Source organism: Salinibacterium sp. UTAS2018 (genome assembly GCF_004118935.1).
Lineage (GTDB): Bacteria > Actinomycetota > Actinomycetes > Actinomycetales > Microbacteriaceae > Rhodoglobus.
Map to the genome: position 1 here is coordinate 839,377 of NZ_CP035375.1, position 17,609 is coordinate 856,985.

The following is a 17,609-nucleotide window of genomic DNA, read 5'->3' on the forward strand; positions in this document are numbered from 1 at the left end:
ACAGCCGCGACACGCTCGGGCATGATGAAGTTAAGAGCCTACGATCTCTCTGGATCCTTCGTCGCCGTGCGTTGTATGCACCCCGACGAACGGCACTCTAGAAAGCACGTAGACACAACGAAAAAGCCCCGCAATCTTTACGATTGCGGGGCTAAATGGTGGATCCAAGGGGATTCGAACCCCTGACCCCCTGCATGCCATGCAGGTGCGCTACCGGGCTGCGCCATGGACCCATTGTTTTGTTTCCGTGTAGAAAACGCAACTTGACAAGATTACTACACGCTCGGCGTATCCAAAACCATCTGAGCGAATACCGACCGAAAGTGCGCGAAATATTGGGGAAAAGCCGAAGGGCGGCCAGCATCCGTGAGGATGGTGACCGCCCTTCGTTCGCCTGAGCGAACGGTGGTGTTGCCCGCGTCGCTTAGCCGCGTCGTCGCTTAGGAAACGGGGATGACGAGTCCGTTGTAGAAGTCGTTGATGTACGCCTTCGTCTCGTCAGAGGTCAACAGCTCATAAAGCTCGGTGACGCGCGGGTCGCTCTTGAGCTCGTCGCGCGTGGCGAGGATGTTGTAGTACTCGCTGGAGGTGCCCTCGGTGACCAACTGCAGGTCACCCGAGAGGCCAGCAGCGCCGGCGTAGTTGAAGTTCACGATCGCCGCATCCTGGTCATCAAGAGCGGACGGCAGGCTTGCTGCGTCGATCTCGATGAAGTTGTAATCGTTGGGGTTGGCGGTGATGTCCGACACGGTTGACGGGGCATCCGTGGTTTCGATGAGTCCGGCATCCGCGAGCAGCAGCAGCGCGCGGCCCTCGTTGCTGGCATCGTTCGGCAGAGCGATCTTGGCGCCATCCGGCAGGTCAGCGAGCTCGTCAACGGTCTTCGAGTACAGCGCCAGCGGCGGGAGGTACACCTGACCGACAACGGCGAGAGTGTCACCGGTGTTCTCGTTGTAGAGATCGAGGAACGGCGCGTGCTGGAATAGGTTGACGTCGATGCTGCCCTCGCTCAGCGCGGGGTTCGGCGTCGTGTAGTCGGTGAACTCCACGATGTCGAGTTCGAGGCCTGCAGCCTCAGCCTGGCCACTGTCGACGACGAACTGAACGATCTCGCCGGCGGGCGTTGCCGTAGCGCCGACGGTCAGCGAACCGAGCGTGCCATCAGTCGGTGCAGCTTCCTCAGCGGGAGCCGAGCATCCGGCCAAGGTCAGAGCGAGCACACCAGCGGCGGCAACAGTAGAGAGCGAGAAGAACTTAGAGCGTGACATAACGAATCCTTTGGTGAAGGGTGAAACAACTGAGATGAGTGAGAACTACGTGGGGGTCAGCCGCCGACTGCGTCAGCGGTGAGACATTCGGTTGGCCAGGCGCGCGCCGACCACTTGAACGATCTGCACAATCGCCACCAACACGATGATTACCGCGACAATGTGGATGACGCTGTAGCGCTGGTGCCCGTAGCGAATAGCAACATCGCCCAGACCTCCACCACCAATCGCGCCCACAATGGCGGAGTAGTTCACAATCGACACCACTGTCGTTGTAAAGCCACGGATGAGGCCCGGTACTGCCTCAGGAATAATTACTTTCGACACTAACTGCCACCGCGTCGCGCCGAGCGAGTGACCCGCTTCAACGAGCCCCTCGTTCACTTCGCGCAATGAGATCTCGACGATGCGAGCGTAAAACGGGATGGCCGCAACGGTGAGCGGCACGATGGCGGCGGTGACTCCGAACGCCGAGCCCAGAAGCAGCCGTGTGAACGGGATCAGCGCAATCATCAGGATGATGAACGGGATGGAACGCCCGAGGTTGACGACGGTCTGCGTAACCGCGTTGATGATGCGGCCGGCGACCAGACTGCCGAAGGGTCGTTCCAGGATTCCGCCGCGGTCAGTAACGACCAACAGCGTGCCTAGAGCGAGCCCCAGCACGAGCGTGATGAGCATCGTGACGCCTACTTGGTACAGGGTCTCCCCCGTTGCCTTCAGGAGCGTCTCGAAGAGCTGTGGCCAGAACTCCGGAGCAGTGGAATCAATCATCGTCCGCTCCTTACGATCTCTACGACGAGCCCTTGGGCCCGCAAGTCATTGATCGCTGCCGCGTTGGCGTCAGCGGTCCCCGGCAATTCAAGTCGTGTGCGACCAGATTGGGCGCCGCCAATCGTCTCGATGGCCGCTCCGACGAGTCCGACATCGATCTGGTGAGTACGCGCCAGTTGCGACACCACCGGGCGGCCCGACGACAGCCCAACAAAAGTGACATCGATGACGGTGGAGTTACCCTCGGGCAACTCCCCCAGCGGGAACAACCCACGAGCAAGCTGCGAGCCCGGCTGCGTAAGCAGATCGGTCAGACGCCCCTGCTCGAGAATGCGGCCACCACTCATGAGCGCTGCGGAATCGCAGATGCTCTTCACAACATCCATCTCATGGGTGATCAGCAAGATCGTGAGACCAAGTTCTCTGTTGATGCTGCGGAGCAATTGCAGTATCGAGTCGGTCGTCTCGGGGTCGAGCGCACTGGTCGCTTCATCGCTCAACAGAACACGCGGGCGTGATGCAAGAGCGCGAGCGATGCCCACGCGCTGCTTCTGCCCGCCCGAGAGCTGAGCAGGGTACTGCTGAGCTTTGTGCTCGAGCCCGACCAGTTCGAGAATCTCGTTAGTGCGTGCAGTCCGCTCGCGGCGGGCGACACCGACAACTTCGAGGGCAAGTTCAACGTTTCCGCGAACCGTTCGGCTATCGAGCAGATTGAACTGCTGAAAGACCATGCCGATTTCGCGACGCGCCTGAAGCAGCTCGCGATCATTCAGCGCGGTGAGCTCCCGGTCGCCGACCGTAACCGTGCCGGCATCCGGTCGTTCAAGCAGGTTGACAGTGCGGATGAGCGTGCTCTTGCCCGCTCCGCTCTGGCCGATGACGCCAAAGATCTCTCCGCTGGCGACCGACAGACTCACGTTGTCGAGGGCACGAACCGGGTTCGCGGCATCACCAAACGTCTTGGTGACGGAATTGAGCGTAATCATGAAACCCCAGTGTGAGAAGGTAACTCGATGCGAGTAACCCCGGGGTCTAACTGCCCGGATACCTCAAGCACACCAGTACAACGGCACCCGACAAAATTGAGTTACGTTGTGTGAAGTTTGTTACGAGGCGTCGCTATCGGCGTCGTCGCGTACCGGCTGCTCGATCGTGATCGGGATCACGGGGCAGTCGCTCCACAGGCGCTCAAGCGAGTAGTAGAGACGGTCTTCTTCGTGGAAGATGTGCGCGACAACGTGACCGAAGTCAAGAAGAATCCAGCGACCTTCAGCTCGCCCTTCGCGGCGCAGCGGCTTGGCGCCAGCAGCGATCATCTTTTCTTCGATCTCGGACGCGATCGACTGAACGTTACGTTCGTTGCGACCGGTAGCGAGGAAGAAGATATCGGCGTAAGGCATGGGCCCGGTGACGTCCAGAGCAACCATGTCGGTCGCCTGCTTGGCGTCAGCGGCGTGCGCGACGATGGAAAGTAGCTCGTTGGCACGAGGAGAAGCAGTCACAGGATCCTTAATCGGAAATTAGCTGATGGCAAAGAGTTAAAGCTACAACATGTTGAAGGCAAACGCTGCCACGAGAAGACCCGCGACCACGACCGCCATCGACGCTGCCGAAATAAGCAAGACCGTGAGAGCACGGGTACCCTTCGGCTTTTGCGTCTGCGTAACTGATTGGTTGGAGAAGGTGCTGACCGCTTTGACCGCACGCACGGGTGCAGAATCCGTTGACACCATGTCGCTGTCGTTGAGATCCAGGAGCGAATCGATGTCGCCCTTGTCGAAGCGGTCAGATACACCGCTCACCGAGAGTGTGCTCGGCAAATCGATCGATCCGGTGAGCATTGCCTCACCGCTGGAGGTGAGCGGCCCACGGATGTCTGTTGCGAACGGAATCGCTGGCAACACTAAGGCGTTGGTCGCGCTGCTGCCGCTGCCGATAGTGCGCGCAACGACGGCGTCGCCTGAATCGTCAGTTTCGGTAGCTTGCTTGGACCAGTGCCCCGCCGAGAGTCCCGATGCTGATGTGCCCGCGGGCGATTGCGCCGGGGCTGCTGTGGGAGCAGAAGCCTGAGCAGAAGCCGCCGGGGCGACCTGTGTTGTCGATGCAGCCGGCGAAGAAGCAGTGACATCTCCATCGAGACGCTTGCGAGCGAGTTCATCAAACTCGGCGCGCGCGTTACTCAGCGTTGTTTGGGTGGGACCTGCAGGAGCGGGAGCTGTCGAAGCAACCGATGCCACGGGTGGCTGAGCAGGCGCAGCCGCGGCCTTCGAGACATCGGCCGCCGGTGCGAGGCCCAACAGGCCTTCGATAGCAGGGCGCTCAGAACGAGTAGGGGCCGAGGTCGCCGATGGAGCAGGCAGGTTGGCGGCGTAAGACGGCGCTGTCGAACTCGGCGCTGGCAAATCTGCGAGGGGGGAACGCGGTGTGGACGACGCGGGAGGCGAAGTAGTGGAGCCATCAGGGGTCGCCAGTAGCGATTCAAAGGCGCTCAGCGCATCGCTCGGAGGGGTCGCGGATGCAGCTTCTGGCGCCACCGCGAGCGGGTCGACGAGCGCAGGCGGCTCAACGAAGAGTTGAGCGTCGGGCGCGAACGAGAGTTCGTCAACCGACTTTGCAGGCTTCGAAGGGGCCGTCACTGATGCTGAAGCTGCCGCCGCTAAATCGGCGAGGCTTGGTCGCGCCGCTGGTGCTGGCGACTGTGGGGGAACGATAGGAGCGGATGCTGCTGGCAACCCGGCGGACGACGCAGGACCCGATGCGGACGGAGTCGAGGCCGTGCGCGCCACGGGAACGACCGGAGGAGCGTGGACAGGTGCCGCCTGAGTCGGAGCTGCTGGCGCCGCGGCAGGCTGAGCTGGCGCGATCTGGCTTGGCGCGGCCTGGCGTGGGGCCGATTGGCTCGGCACCACCGGCGCGGTCGGTGCCTGCGCGGTCGGTGCTTGCGCGGTCGGTGCTTGCGCGGTCGGTGCTTGCGCGGTCGGTGCTTGCGCAGTCGAGGGGGAAGGAGGCGCAGCCTGAGTGGGCGCAGCCGAGGCGCCCGGCGCCGGTTGGTTCGCCGCTTCTTCGCGAGCCCGTAGTTCACGGAGTTCGCGACGCGTCAACGTCTTTTCATGGGGCACCGCTCCAGCGGCGCTCGGCGCGGGGGCTGCAGGTGCGGCTGCCGCTGCCGAAGCAGGGGGAACCTGCTGCGAAACGGGTTCGGCTGGGGCCGCGAAAGATGGGGCTGGCGGAGTCGCTTGCTCTGCTGCGGGCGCGGTGAAAGCGGAAGGCTGCGGATTATGGGCGGCCGAAGGCTGGTCGTTGTGCTCCTGCCCGGGGAAGGTGGTGAATCCTTCAGCCGCGGGCTGCTCGTCTGTCGTGTGCTCGCGCTCACTCTGACGCGCCGCACGGCGCGACTGCGGCAGCGGATCGTGAAAAGTGGTCATTAAGAACTCCGATACAAATGGTGCTTGGCGATGTACTGCACGACACCATCCGGAACCAGATACCAGACGGGATAACCCCGACTGACCCTGTTTCGGCAATCGGTGGATGAGATCGCAAGCGCCGGCACTTCAAGCGAGCTTACGCCTTGCTCTGGCAATCCGCTAATAGTTAAGGCGTGTCCTGGCCGTGAAACTGCTATGAAATGGGCGAGAGTCCAGACCTCTGCGACGTCCTTCCATTCCATGATCTGCGCAACGGCATCCGCGCCGGTGATGAAGAACAGGTCGGCATTTGGATAAGCCCGACGCATATCACGCAGGGTGTCAATCGTGTAGGTCGCACCCTCGCGTTCGAGGTCGACACGACTCACGTTGAAGCCGGGGTTCGCGGCGGTTGCGATTACCGTCATGAGGTAGCGGTGCTCCCCCGGCGTGACGGTGTCTTTCATCCATGGCTTGCCCGTAGGGACAAAGACAACCTCATCGAGGTTGAACTGGATCTGAGCTTCGCTGGCCGCAACAAGGTGGCCGTTATGGATGGGGTCGAACGTGCCACCCATTATGCCGATGCGTGCGCGCCGCGGCGCCGTGTCGGCGGTCATGACAAGCCTTAGTGGCCTGTGCCGTGGGCGTCGCCAGCTTTCGAGGGCACACGCTCTTGACGGTTAGCGACGTCGCGGAAGCTCCACGTCACGAAAGCCAGCGTCGTGAAGACAACAGCCGCGATAAGCGGGAAAACGGGCGCAGGCAGCACGAGAGGTGCAAGCTCTTCGCTCGACGCAAGAACGTTCAGAAAAATCGACATTAGATCTCCATTCGCAAAACCGATAACAGTCTACCCGCGCACCTGACCGCTGCCGCGCACAACCCACTTGGTACTCGTAAGTTCCGGCAGGCCCATGGGGCCGCGAGCATGGAGCTTCTGAGTGGAGATGCCAACTTCGGCGCCGAATCCAAACTCTGCTCCATCGGTAAAGCGCGTGGATGCATTGACCATGACCACCGCCGAATCGACTTCAGAGAGGAACCGGTCCGCATTCGCGAGGTCGTTGGTGATGATCGACTCGGTGTGTTTGGTGGAGTAGGTATCGATGTGTTCGATGGCGGCATCGAGGTCAGCAACCACCCGTACCGCAACATCCAGGCTCAAATTCTCGGTGGACCACGACTCGTCGGTGGCTACTTCAGCGGCGGGGAAAAGCTCTCGCGTGCGCTCATCGGCATGGATCGTGACACCGGAGGCGGCGAGGCGAGACAGCACAGCAGGGAGGAGACGCTCGGCAGCGCTCTCGTGAACGAGCAGAGTTTCTAGGGCGTTGCACACACTCGGCCGTTGCACCTTGGCGTTGTGAACGATTTCGACTGCGGTCGTTTCGTCAGCAGATGCGTCCAAGAAAATGTGAACGATACCCGCGCCGGTTTCGATCACCGGAACCGTCGACTCGTTCACGACCGCCTGGATGAGCTGCGCGCTGCCCCGGGGAATGAGCACATCAACGAAACCGCGCGCCTGCATGAGCGCCTTCGCTCCATCGCGGCCGAACTCATCGACAGTCTGCACGGAAGCGGGGTCGATGCCCACACTGCCCAGTGCCGTCTGGATGACATCAACGAGAACCCGATTGGAGTCTTCCGCTGCTGAGCCACCGCGCAGCATCACCGCGTTACCGCTCTTGAGCGCCAATGCCGCGATATCGATCGTGACGTTCGGACGTGCTTCGTAGATAGCCCCGATCACGCCGAAAGGAACACGGGTTTGCGCTACCGACAACCCATTGGGCAGCACCGAGCCGCGCACGACTGTGCCCACGGGATCAGCGAGCTCAACGATCTCGAGCACAGCGGCAGAGAGTTGGTCGATTCGTTCGCCAGTGAGACGTAAACGGTCTTGGAGTCCGACCGTCATGCCGTTCTCACGGCCACGCTGCAGATCGAGCGCATTTGCCTCAACGATGCGATCGGCGTTGGCCACCACACCGGCAGCGATTGCTTCAAGCGCCGCATTCTTCTGCACGGTAGTGGCGGTAGCTAAGCTGCGCGAGGCGGCGCGAGCAGCACGAAGTTTGTCGTCAATAGAGAGCGCAGTAACTGCCTGATCAACCATAGTCAGAGTGTAGCGGCGCAAAGGCGAAGCCGAAGCACCTTAGAGGGCGAGAGTATCCGCCTCGAACCAGGTGCCGATTTCTTCGCCAGCGAGAGCCGCAGCGACACTTCCCGTTTCGGCCAGCAACACAGGAATACCAGCGGCGGCGGCGTGCTTGGCTGCGGCCACTTTGGTGCCCGCTCCCCCGGTGCCTACTCCAGCAGCCCCGACGTCGCCGAAGGTAACGTCGCTGAGGTCATTGCTGAATGCAACGAAACTGATTCGTTCCGCTTCTGGGTCGGATGGAGGTTTCGTGTAAAGCGCGTCAATGTCGGAAAGCAACACGAGAACATCCGCTCGCACTAAAACAGACACCAACGCCGCGAGGCGGTCGTTGTCTCCGAATCGGATTTCGTGGGTTGCCACCGTGTCGTTCTCGTTCACGATCGGCAAGATTTTGAGCCCTAACAGCCGTTCGAGCGCACGCTGAGCGTTGCTGTGGTGGGTGGGGTTTTCCATGTCGCCCGCCGTGAGCAGAATCTGCGCGGCAACGACCCCGTAGCGATCGAAGCTCTCTTGATAGCGGTAGATGAGCACGTTTTGGCCCACTGCTGCTGCTGCCTGCTGGGTCGCAAGATCCGTCGGACGGCCATCGAGCTTGAGAAACGGAATACCGGTTGCGATAGCGCCGGATGAAACGAGAATGACTTCAGACCCGGCTGCGTGAGCTGACACGAGAGCATCAACTAGAGCACCGATCTGCCCCACGTTGGCACCGCTCACCGACGACGAGCCGACTTTGACGACGATGCGGCGCGCACGAGGGATCTCGGCGCGCACCGTGGGCTTGTTAGTCACGATCCTCTGTCTCATCGTCGTGCTGAATAGCGAATCCTTCATCATCGCGCCAGATGCCTGCTTCGCGCTCTGCTTCGAGCTCGGCACGCGCTTCAGCTTTAGCGTCCATGCGATCGAGGTAGTTGCGGCGGCGGCTGCGGTTGGTTTCACGGGGGTTGTCGTCAAGTCGCGGGTCAGTACCACGCGGCGCAACAATCAACTCGGCAGCGGATGACAGCGTGGGCTCCCAGTCGAAGACAACACCGCCGCCGGCACCGATGATGACGGTAGAGCCGGGAACAGCACCCGACTTGAAGAGCTGGTCTTCGACACCAAGGCGCGCAAGACGGTCAGCTAGGTAGCCAACGGCTTCTTCGTTGACGAAGTCAGTTTGGGCTACCCAACGCTCGGGCTTCTCGCCCACAACGCGGTACACGTTGCCGTACGTTCCGCCCTCGACCTTGACCACAAAATCCTTGGCGTTGACAGCACGCGGGCGAAGAACAATGCGTTCCTTGACCGGCTCAGAGTTGCGAGCTTCGCGCTCAGCGACAACGAGGGCGGCAAGGGCGAAGGAAAGTTCACGAAGACCGTGGCGCGAGACCGCGGAGACTTCGAAGACGCGGTAACCGCGCTCTTCGAGCTCGGCCTTTACGAGGTTGGCGAGGTCGTTTCCGTCGGGAACGTCGACCTTGTTGAGAGCAATGATTTGCTCGCGCTCGAGAAGCGGCTTCTGGCCCTCAGGCACAGGATACGCCGCGAGCTCGGCGAGAATAATGTCGAGGTCGCTAATCGGATCGCGACCAGGCTCGAGGGTCGCACAGTCGAGAACGTGCAGCAGAGCGGTGCAGCGCTCGACGTGACGCAAGAATTCGAGGCCGAGCCCCTTGCCTTCGCTCGCGCCCTCAATGAGGCCAGGAACGTCAGCAATCGTGTAGCGGATCTCGCCGGACTCAACCACACCGAGATTGGGGTGCAGGGTCGTGAACGGGTAGTCAGCAATTTTCGGCTTGGCCGCGCTCATCGCAGCAATGAGGCTGGACTTGCCCGCAGACGGGTAACCGACCAACGCGACATCAGCAACTGTCTTGAGTTCGAGGTGAATATCGCCTTCGAAACCCGGGGTACCGAGCAGCGCAAAACCGGGGGCCTTGCGTTTCGTGGATGACAGAGCAGCGTTACCGAGGCCACCTTGACCGCCGGGAGCGACAACGAGCCGCATTCCCGGAGAATCCATATCGATGAGCACTTCGCCGTCGCCGTCACGCACAACGGTGCCAACAGGAACAGGAAGAATCATCTCAGCGCCAGCAGTACCCGCTTTATGGTCGCCCTGACCGGGCTGCCCGTGCGGAGACTTGCGGTGTGGCGAGCGGTGGTAATTAAGAAGTGTCGTTACCTGCGGGTCACTGACGAGAACGATGTCACCACCGTCACCGCCCTTGCCGCCGTCGGGACCGGCGAGAGGCTTGAACTTCTCGCGTTTAACGGACACACAACCGCTACCACCGTGGCCTGCCACGAGGTGAAGAGTTACCTGATCGACGAACGATGCCACGATGGTTCCTCCTGTTCTCGTGAGCTACTGAAAATATGCTGCTGTCATTTTAGACGGCCGAATCCTGCCGTCTTAAATGGCGAGAGCGAGCCGAAGCTCGCTCTTCGCTTTTACGCCACCTGCATGCAGACGACGCGGAGTTTATGCCGCGGAAAGTTACGCGGAAACGATGTTGACGACCTTGCGGCCGCCCTTTGCACCGAACTGAACCGCGCCCGCTGCGAGAGCGAACAGGGTGTCGTCGCCGCCACGGCCGACGTTGACGCCGGGGTGGAAGTGGGTGCCACGCTGGCGAACGATGATTTCGCCGGCGAGAACCTCTTGGCCGCCGAAGCGCTTTACGCCGAGGCGCTGCGCGTTGGAGTCACGACCGTTACGGGTGGAGCTTGCGCCCTTTTTATGTGCCATCTGTCTAGAAGTCCTTTACGTCCGTCAGCAGTTACTTGATGCTGGTGATCTTGATGCGGGTGAGTTCTTGACGGTGACCCTGGCGAACTTTGTAGCCGGTCTTGTTCTTGAACTTCTGGATAACGATCTTGGGACCGCGCTCGTCGTTCAATACCTCGGCAACGACCTTGATCTTCTCGAGCGCCGAAGCGTCGTGAGTGATCTTGTCGCCGTCAACGAACAGAACTGGAGCGAGCTCAACATTGCCGTTCTTGTCGGCTGCGATGCGGTCGAGAACGACAATCGTGCCGACCTCTACCTTCTCCTGCCGCCCACCGGCGCGCACAACTGCGTAAACCACTTTTGACCCTTACTTAACGATTGAATAGCTAGAACTACTGAAGCTTGTGGCGATCTCTGCGGGCTTTGCCCAGCACACGCCAAGGATCAACGATACTCGACGTGGGCACTCCCGGTCAAACGACACGCTGCGGTAGCTTTCGACTGAATCAATCAAACCTTGACTCGACGAAAACGAGAACGTGTACACCAACATTGGTCACGATCTCGGAGATCGGAACCACAACTCGGGTGCAGCGGGTTCAATAGTACGCCGCGAACGGCCACTGGGTCAAAACCTCCGCCTGCGGGTTGGCCGTCAATTAGGCTCAAGCCATGACCGTGTTGATTGACCAGCCCATTTGGCCAGCCCACGATACGGTCTGGGCACACATCGTGAGTGACACTTCTCTCGCCGAACTGCACGCGTTCGCGGAACGCGCCGGCATCCCCCGCCGAGGGTTCGATCTCGACCACTACGACGTGCCTGCCCGCCTGTGGAGCGACCTCGTGGCGCTCGGCGCCGAACCCGTAGGGGTGCGAGAGTTCGTGCTCAGGCTGCAGGCCAGCGGCCTACGTGTAGCGCAGAAAGATCGTCCTCAGTCCTAGCGCCAGATAGCGCTAAACCCCTCTACACTGCGCGTCACTGCCCCAGTAGCGATGTCGACAACATAGGTCGTCACGCTCCGTGGGCTGGGGCTCATCACATAGCCATCGGTGTCAAGCGTGGAGACGTTCGGCTGAACCTCCACCGCCACAAACTGATTGTTGGGCGACACGCGAAAATCAAGGATGGCACCTTTGTCGTCAACCGTCTTATACAGAATGCGGGACTCGTCGCCATCGTCGAACGCGAGCACGCTGCTGAACGAAGCACCCGACTCCCCCACCAGGACCATCTTTGCCACGAGGTCTCCCGCCGCATTGGCGTCGGTCTGCCCGATGAATGGTTGCTCGTCACCAATGGGTGACGGCTGCAGACGCACGTCCGTGCCGTCGGAGAGGGTCACGGCAGCGCTGCCCGTGGTGTCGCTGACAATCGCAGTAGATCCGTCTGCGGACACACGATCGAAGTTGAAGTAGCCGCCAAGGGGAACAATGAGGCCGGTGACGGTGTCAACCCTGACAAGAGTGCTTTCCGTCGTGACAGCCACGATCGCGGTTGTTCCAGGAACGAACTGCCACCCCGTGACCCGCATGGGCTCACCGTCCAAGTCGAGAACGGGCACAACATCGCGGCCTCGATCGAGGTCGACCGTATACAGCGTGTGCGAGATCGTAGGGATGGGCCCGGGGTCTGTACTTGAGATAGTGAACCCCAAGAGCGAGCCTGAGCGTGTGGAGTCTAAATCAGCCACCTCACCGATTTCAGGCAACAACACTTGCTCAGTAATCCCCGTATCGGGGTTCGCCAGCGTGAGAGTGCCCGTGCGATCGGCCGCCGCGGTTGTAAACGCAACGACATCGCCCACCGGAACAAATTCTTGGATACCCGCGCCAGCGAACACCACAGTGCGATCTTGAGACGTGAGGCCCGTGCGAATAATCTCGTCGTTCGGCTCGCCCCGATCGAGATAATAAAGGTCGGGCTCCCCGGTGGTGAAGGAGTAGTTGAAGGTGGATTCCGGGCCGCCCGATGCCGTGGTGACCCCTTCGACGCTCACGGTGTATTCGGTGTTGTAGTCGAGCGCCTGAGCGAACTGCACCGAAATGAGGTCACCCTCGCTCGATGCCGTGGCGTCGACGGCAGGCGCAACAGTGACAGCATCCGGATCGATTTCAGCGATTGCCTGATTCGCGAACAGACGCAAGGTTTGATCTGACGACTCGACGACGGCATCCCCGTCGACCTGGGCACTGGACAATTTGGGCCCCTGAAGGTAACCCAAAGCCAGAAAGATCGCGGAGAGCACTACGAGGGCGGCTACCGTCCACGCGAACGTGCGACGGAACGAACGCATGCTGTTCGCTGCCTCCGGTGGCGGCGCGCTAATAGAGATATGGCTCACTGGGCCGCTCCACTGCACTCATTTTCTCGGGAACTAAAACAAGCGGGAGATCGCTTCGCGAACTCGGGTTGATCTCGAACGAACCCACGACCTCTATCCACGCATCGACTTCGAAATCATTCTGCCAATCGGGGGCGTACACCGCCACACCAGCCGGCTGCGCATCTACGGCACAACACGTCACGGTGAACCGGGAGACGTAGAAAATATTGGACGGGTCATCTTCGCTTGGCGTGATGAAACCGACAACATCGGCCTTCTTGTTGGCGTAAAAGCTGGGGTCACTCGTTTGACGAAGCAACGAAGCCCAATCGACAACAGTAAAACTCGCGATCAGTTCGTCGTCGGCGTTCTCGACCTCATCCGCATTCTGGCTGTCGCTTCCCACCGTGGAGCCCACGATGTCGCGCTGGCTGGCCGTAGCACTCGACAGGGTCGTCGGAGGAAGGAGAACGAGAGTGAGCGCCATGGCGCCGGAAAGCACGAGCGCCAGCGCGCCAACAACACGGGACCACCCTCGACGCGGCGCCGTGCCCTCGGTGTCCGCCGGGCGTACCGCCACGCTGAGAACACCAATGACAAGCGCAATGACCGCCATGATCACTGTGAAAACCACATAGCGGGGGTGGATGTAGAGAACGAGCTGTTGAGTTGCAGCGAGCCAGACTGTGGCACAGACCGCCACCAGAATCAGGATGACGCCCCACCAGCGCCGAAGACTAGGCAACATAGTTGATCACCAATCCAATCAACGCACTCATGAGCGCGACCACGAGGGATAGTTGCAGAAGCACCTTCGCGGTGAATGTTGTACGCATGATCGCCAGCATCTTAATATCGATGATCGGACCAAATACGAGGAACGTGACGATAGAGCCGGGCATGAAAGTACTCGCAAACGGCAAGATAAAGAATGCATCCACGCTGGAACACACGGAGATCACGAACGCTAACAGCATCATCGCCAGGATCGACCACAGCGGATTGCTACCGAGCGAGACTAAGACGTCCCGAGGAACCGCAACTTGAATGGCGCCAGCGATGAGCGAACCGATGAAGACTGCCGGCATCAAGACGCTCGACTCGCGCATGAAGATGTCGAGACTCTTCTCGTACCGCGACTGGCTGTGGCCGTGAGAGCCTGCAGCACACTGAGCCGCAAAGCGCCCCTCTAGTAAGGAGTTGGGTTGCGGGTGAAGGCTGAAGAGCCAGCCGACGATATTGGCAATCGCCAACCCGCCCAAGATGCGGCCGACAAGAATGCCGTCATCGAATCCGAAGGCCTGATGGGTGGTGAGGATAGTGATCGGGTTGATGATCGGGGCTGCCAACAAAAACGTCATTGACTCGGGGACAGAGAACCCCTTCATCACGAGTCCTCTGGCGAGCGGAACGTTGCCGCACTCGCACACCGGCAACGCAATGCCGAACAGCGAGATCACCGCACGACGGAGCACCGGAGTGTTCGGCAAATACCGCATGAGCAAGTCATCCGGAAGCCAGGCTTGCACCACGATCGACAAAACAACGCCGAGCACGACAAAGGGCAATGACTCAATAATGACGCTCGTGGCGAGCGTGACGAGGTCAGCAGTTAGCCCCGGAACCCCAATGGAATCCTGCCCACCGGTGAAAGCCCGAAGCCCGAGAATTGCGGCGACGCCCAACGTGCCGATTGCGAGCCACAACCAGCGTTTTCGAGAGCGGCGAGGTCGATGATCGTGATGGTGATGATCATCGACACTCGCTGGCAAAGTTGTTGTCACGAAATAACCTTACAAACTCGAAGCTCCACAGGTGCCGAGCCGTTGAGAACTACTTATCGTCGCTGGGAGTTGCGTTGACGGTTTTGCCTTGGCTGCTGGCACGACGCGACCCGCGAGCACGACCGTGGCCGGGTTGCTTGGGCTCGGGAAGAGCCTCAAGAACGGAGCCCAGAATCTGCTCCGCATCCTGCGTGCTGATCGTGGGAGCTGCCTTCTCAGACTTCGTGATCGGGATGTCAAGAATTGCTACCGCAGGCTCGTCAGCGGCGGGTGCAGCGACTGCTGGCTCCGCTACTTCCTGTGACGGCGACGATGACTTATTCGACTGCCGCCCGCCTTTGCTGCGACGAGACTTCTTGGGCTCAGGAGCCGCTGTAGACGTGGCGTCTGCGGCGGCAGTTGCGGTGTTCGCAGCAGTGTCGACAGCCGGAGCATCCGAGCCGTTCTCCACTACGGGAACAACGGTGCTGGCTGCGACGCGAGCGAGGGCGTTACGAACGTCTTCGGTGATCGCGTGCGTACCGTTGCTGGCACCCGCTGCCGGAGCTGTCGCTGCCTTAGCGGAACCGTTGGACTGTTGAGCGTTCGATCCACCGTTGCCGTTGCCGTTGCCGTTGCCGTTACCGTTACCGCCACCGTTGGAGCCGGAGTTGCCGGAGCCGTTGCTGTTGGATCCACCGGAGTTGTTGTTTCCGCCGCGGTTGCGACCGCGACGACCGCCACCGGACTGCTCGTTCTGCGTCGGCTGCGAACGGTGCTTCGATACGGGGTCGTGATGAACGACGACACCGCGACCGGCACACACTTCACAGTTCTCGCTGAACGTTTCGAGCAGGCCGAGGCCGAGCTTCTTACGCGTCATTTGCACGAGGCCGAGCGAGGTAACTTCTGCAACCTGGTGCTTCGTGCGGTCTCGACTCAAGCATTCGACGAGGCGACGCAACACGAGGTCACGGTTCGACTCCAACACCATGTCGATGAAGTCGACGACGATGATTCCACCAATATCGCGCAAACGCAGCTGGCGAACGATCTCTTCAGCCGCTTCGACGTTGTTCTTCGTGACGGTCTCTTCAAGGTTTCCGCCCGAGCCGACAAACTTGCCGGTGTTCACGTCGACCACGGTCATAGCTTCGGTGCGGTCGATCACGAGCGAACCGCCCGAGGGCAGCCAGACCTTGCGGTCAAGAGCCTTCTCGATCTGTTCTGAAACTCGGTACTCCTCGAAGGAGTCAACTGTGCTCTCGTGAGACTGAAGACGGTCGAGCAGGTCAGGTGCTACCGAACGCACATAGCCCTCGATGGTCTTACGAGCATCGTCGCCCTCGATAACGAGCTTGTGGAAGTCTTCGTTGAAAACGTCACGGATGATCTTGATCAAAAGATCGGGCTCGGAGTGCAGTAGCGCCGGGCCCTGGTTCTGAGTGTTGTCGACCTGTGCGCTGATGTCAGCCCACTGGTTGGTCAAACGGTTCACATCGAGCGTGAGCTGTTCTTCAGTCGCGCCCTCAGCGGCGGTGCGCACGATTACGCCGACGTTATCTGGCAGAACACCCTTGAGGATCTTCTTGAGACGCGAACGCTCGGTGTCGGGCAGCTTGCGACTGATGCCGCTCATCGAGCCATTGGGAACGTAAACGAGGTAGCGCCCTGGCAAGGAAACCTGGCTCGTGAGTCGAGCTCCCTTGTGACCGACCGGGTCTTTCGTGACCTGAACGAGCACGCGGTCGCCGGGCTTGAGCGCGAGCTCGATACGACGGGCCTGCGGCTTGCCGTCGGCAGAGTTCTCGGCAGCAGCATCCCAGTCAACTTCTCCGGAGTACAGCACAGCGTTGCGGCCACGCCCGATGTCGACGAAGGCAGCTTCCATGCTGGGAAGAACGTTCTGAACGCGACCGAGGTAGACGTTGCCGATGAGGCTCGCATCTTGGGCCTTCGCCACGTAGTGCTCGACCAAGACGCCGTCTTCGAGAACACCGATCTGGATGCGGTCAAACTTCGAGCGGACCACCATGACGCGGTCAACGCTTTCACGGCGCGCGAGGAACTCGCTTTCGGTGACGACGGGACGACGACGACCAGCATCGCGGCCATCACGGCGGCGCTGCTTCTTGGCCTCGAGGCGCGTTGACCCCTTGACGCGTGTCGGCTCGTTGCTCGGCTCAGCCTGCTTGCGCGGCTGGCGCACACGAACGACCGTGTTCGGGGACTCGTCACCGGGGCGAGCGTCTTCGCCAGAACGACGACGTGAGCGACGACGAACGTTACCTGCTTCGTCGCCGTTGCCGTTGTCGTTGTCGCGGTCGTCACGGCCATCACGGCTGTCCCGGTTGTCGCGGTTGTCCCGGTTGTCGCGGTTGTCCCGGTTGTCGCGGTTGTCGCGGTTGTCGCGGTTGCGATCGTCGCCATTGTCGTTGCGCGAACGAGGTGCGCGCTCCGGAAGATCGGGAAGGTCGGGAGCTTGAAAGAGCAGCGACGTTGTCGATGTGGGAGTCAACGCAGCGGTAGGCGCCTTGACGGCCTGGGAAGCGTCCGCTGTTTTCTTGGGCGTCGTGCTTTTGCGCGTACGCGAACGAGCAGGCGCTTGAGAGTCAGACTTATTGTCGTCCGTGGCTGCGGGGCCGGCTGACGAGTCGGCTGCCGCAGCATCCGCCTTCATGCCGGTAACGGCATCCGGAACTTCGAGACCCAAGTGCTGGCTAGCAGTCTTCGCGGCGGGACGCTGCGTTGACTTGGCTACACGAGGCTCGCGCGTTACGGCAGGAGCTTCAGGCTCGACCTTCGGCGGCGTCGCGGCGGCAGGTGCCTCCGCGGCGGGGGCAGGCGCTTCAACCTGAGGCGTCTGCGCCACAGGCTTTGATGCCGCTGCCTTCGATGAAGGAAGAATACGGCCGAACAGGCCCTTCTTCTTCGGAACTTCTTTGGACTTATCGCTTTCATTCACCATTGCTGGTGTACTCCTAGCCCTGCGTAGGCGACCGCGCCACCTACCGGGTACTCTCTCGTGCGCTATTCCCCCGCCAAACCTATGGCTCAGAAACCGCTACTAATTCTTCAGGTCCTGCAACGGGCCCGTGGCTCGCGTTGCAGTTGTGCTCTCTCACAGCACTTCGAAACTGGCTATTCGACTCACGTAACTAGCGTTACGCAACTGGTCCGGTTG

Annotated in this window: 17 protein-coding genes and 1 tRNA gene; 1 reads left to right on the forward strand and 17 read right to left on the reverse strand. The window is 60.7% G+C overall.

The window, feature by feature from the left end:
- Positions 1-156: 156 nt before the first annotated feature.
- The 13 genes from ESZ53_RS03965 to rplU form a co-directional block, all read right to left on the reverse strand.
- A tRNA-Ala gene (locus tag ESZ53_RS03965) sits at positions 157-233 on the reverse strand.
- Positions 234-440: 207 nt separating this feature from the next.
- The gene (locus tag ESZ53_RS03970; RefSeq protein ID WP_129071644.1) at positions 441-1,268 is read right to left on the reverse strand and encodes a MetQ/NlpA family ABC transporter substrate-binding protein; all 828 of its coding nucleotides are present in this window, start codon (positions 1,266-1,268) and stop codon (positions 441-443) included.
- A gap of 72 nt (positions 1,269-1,340) precedes the next feature.
- Complete coding sequence (locus ESZ53_RS03975) at positions 1,341-2,042, reverse strand: methionine ABC transporter permease (protein WP_129071645.1); 702 nt, start codon at positions 2,040-2,042, stop codon at positions 1,341-1,343.
- Positions 2,039-3,028 carry a methionine ABC transporter ATP-binding protein gene (locus ESZ53_RS03980; RefSeq protein WP_129071646.1) on the reverse strand — a complete coding sequence of 330 codons (990 nt, stop codon included), beginning with the start codon at positions 3,026-3,028 and terminating at the stop codon, positions 2,039-2,041. Before ESZ53_RS03980 ends, ESZ53_RS03975 begins: the two co-directional genes overlap by 4 nt.
- Before the next feature lie 120 nt (positions 3,029-3,148).
- Positions 3,149-3,544: a ribosome silencing factor gene (gene rsfS / locus ESZ53_RS03985; RefSeq protein WP_129071647.1), complete on the reverse strand. Its 396-nt coding sequence runs from the start codon at positions 3,542-3,544 to the stop codon at positions 3,149-3,151.
- Between the two features lie 42 nt (positions 3,545-3,586).
- Positions 3,587-5,467: a hypothetical protein gene (locus tag ESZ53_RS14295; protein WP_168187181.1), complete on the reverse strand. Its 1,881-nt coding sequence runs from the start codon at positions 5,465-5,467 to the stop codon at positions 3,587-3,589.
- Positions 5,467-6,069, reverse strand: coding sequence for a nicotinate-nucleotide adenylyltransferase (nadD, locus tag ESZ53_RS04000; RefSeq protein WP_129071650.1), 603 nt, complete (start codon positions 6,067-6,069; stop codon positions 5,467-5,469). Before nadD ends, ESZ53_RS14295 begins: the two co-directional genes overlap by 1 nt.
- 8 nt (positions 6,070-6,077) lie before the next feature.
- Positions 6,078-6,272 carry a hypothetical protein gene (locus ESZ53_RS04005; RefSeq protein WP_129071651.1) on the reverse strand — a complete coding sequence of 65 codons (195 nt, stop codon included), beginning with the start codon at positions 6,270-6,272 and terminating at the stop codon, positions 6,078-6,080.
- 30 nt (positions 6,273-6,302) lie between these two features.
- Positions 6,303-7,571 (reverse strand): glutamate-5-semialdehyde dehydrogenase, encoded by a 1,269-nt coding sequence (locus tag ESZ53_RS04010; protein WP_129071652.1) that lies wholly within the window; start codon positions 7,569-7,571, stop codon positions 6,303-6,305.
- 39 nt (positions 7,572-7,610) lie between these two features.
- The gene (gene proB, locus ESZ53_RS04015) at positions 7,611-8,408 is read right to left on the reverse strand and encodes a glutamate 5-kinase (RefSeq protein ID WP_246837376.1); all 798 of its coding nucleotides are present in this window, start codon (positions 8,406-8,408) and stop codon (positions 7,611-7,613) included.
- Positions 8,401-9,945 carry a GTPase ObgE gene (gene obgE / locus ESZ53_RS04020; protein ID WP_129071654.1) on the reverse strand — a complete coding sequence of 515 codons (1,545 nt, stop codon included), beginning with the start codon at positions 9,943-9,945 and terminating at the stop codon, positions 8,401-8,403. Before obgE ends, proB begins: the two co-directional genes overlap by 8 nt.
- A 156-nt stretch (positions 9,946-10,101) precedes the next feature.
- Complete coding sequence (gene rpmA / locus ESZ53_RS04025) at positions 10,102-10,353, reverse strand: 50S ribosomal protein L27 (protein ID WP_100388745.1); 252 nt, start codon at positions 10,351-10,353, stop codon at positions 10,102-10,104.
- A 31-nt stretch (positions 10,354-10,384) separates the two neighbouring features.
- Positions 10,385-10,693, reverse strand: coding sequence for a 50S ribosomal protein L21 (gene rplU, locus ESZ53_RS04030; RefSeq protein ID WP_010202995.1), 309 nt, complete (start codon positions 10,691-10,693; stop codon positions 10,385-10,387).
- Positions 10,694-11,007: 314 nt separating this feature from the next.
- On the opposite strand from rplU, the gene ESZ53_RS04035 reads away from it, so the two are divergent.
- Complete coding sequence (locus ESZ53_RS04035; RefSeq protein ID WP_129071655.1) at positions 11,008-11,280, forward strand: DUF4031 domain-containing protein; 273 nt, start codon at positions 11,008-11,010, stop codon at positions 11,278-11,280.
- Here the strand turns inward: ESZ53_RS04035 and ESZ53_RS04040 are convergent.
- Genes ESZ53_RS04040 through ESZ53_RS04055 form a run of 4 tightly spaced genes read right to left on the reverse strand, consistent with a single transcriptional unit; the run spans position 11,277 to position 17,393 of the window.
- Positions 11,277-12,680 (reverse strand): hypothetical protein, encoded by a 1,404-nt coding sequence (locus tag ESZ53_RS04040; RefSeq protein WP_246837377.1) that lies wholly within the window; start codon positions 12,678-12,680, stop codon positions 11,277-11,279. The genes ESZ53_RS04035 and ESZ53_RS04040 overlap by 4 nt on opposite strands.
- Entirely contained in the window at positions 12,661-13,410 is a 750-nt protein-coding gene (locus ESZ53_RS04045) for a TIGR03943 family protein (RefSeq protein WP_129071656.1), read from the reverse strand. The genes ESZ53_RS04040 and ESZ53_RS04045 overlap by 20 nt, the downstream gene beginning before the upstream one ends.
- Positions 13,400-14,446, reverse strand: coding sequence for a permease (locus ESZ53_RS04050; protein WP_129071657.1), 1,047 nt, complete (start codon positions 14,444-14,446; stop codon positions 13,400-13,402). Before ESZ53_RS04050 ends, ESZ53_RS04045 begins: the two co-directional genes overlap by 11 nt.
- A gap of 49 nt (positions 14,447-14,495) precedes the next feature.
- The gene (locus ESZ53_RS04055) at positions 14,496-17,393 is read right to left on the reverse strand and encodes an Rne/Rng family ribonuclease (protein WP_129071658.1); all 2,898 of its coding nucleotides are present in this window, start codon (positions 17,391-17,393) and stop codon (positions 14,496-14,498) included.
- Between the last annotated feature and the right edge of the window lie 216 nt (positions 17,394-17,609).

What these genes read in the sequence shown, in the direction of transcription:
- ESZ53_RS03970 (WP_129071644.1), bottom strand. Translation starts at nt 1,268, where the DNA reads ATGTCACGCTCTAAGTTCTTCTCGCTCTCTACTGTTGCCGCCGCTGGT.
- ESZ53_RS03975 (WP_129071645.1), bottom strand. Translation starts at nt 2,042, where the DNA reads ATGATTGATTCCACTGCTCCGGAGTTCTGGCCACAGCTCTTCGAGACG.
- ESZ53_RS03980 (WP_129071646.1), bottom strand. Translation starts at nt 3,028, where the DNA reads ATGATTACGCTCAATTCCGTCACCAAGACGTTTGGTGATGCCGCGAAC.
- ESZ53_RS14295 (WP_168187181.1), bottom strand. Translation starts at nt 5,467, where the DNA reads ATGACCACTTTTCACGATCCGCTGCCGCAGTCGCGCCGTGCGGCGCGT.
- nadD (WP_129071650.1), bottom strand. Translation starts at nt 6,069, where the DNA reads ATGACCGCCGACACGGCGCCGCGGCGCGCACGCATCGGCATAATGGGT.
- ESZ53_RS04005 (WP_129071651.1), bottom strand. Translation starts at nt 6,272, where the DNA reads ATGTCGATTTTTCTGAACGTTCTTGCGTCGAGCGAAGAGCTTGCACCT.
- ESZ53_RS04010 (WP_129071652.1), bottom strand. Translation starts at nt 7,571, where the DNA reads ATGGTTGATCAGGCAGTTACTGCGCTCTCTATTGACGACAAACTTCGT.
- rpmA (WP_100388745.1), bottom strand. Translation starts at nt 10,353, where the DNA reads ATGGCACATAAAAAGGGCGCAAGCTCCACCCGTAACGGTCGTGACTCC.
- ESZ53_RS04035 (WP_129071655.1), top strand. Translation starts at nt 11,008, where the DNA reads ATGACCGTGTTGATTGACCAGCCCATTTGGCCAGCCCACGATACGGTC.
- ESZ53_RS04045 (WP_129071656.1), bottom strand. Translation starts at nt 13,410, where the DNA reads ATGTTGCCTAGTCTTCGGCGCTGGTGGGGCGTCATCCTGATTCTGGTG.
- ESZ53_RS04055 (WP_129071658.1), bottom strand. Translation starts at nt 17,393, where the DNA reads ATGGTGAATGAAAGCGATAAGTCCAAAGAAGTTCCGAAGAAGAAGGGC.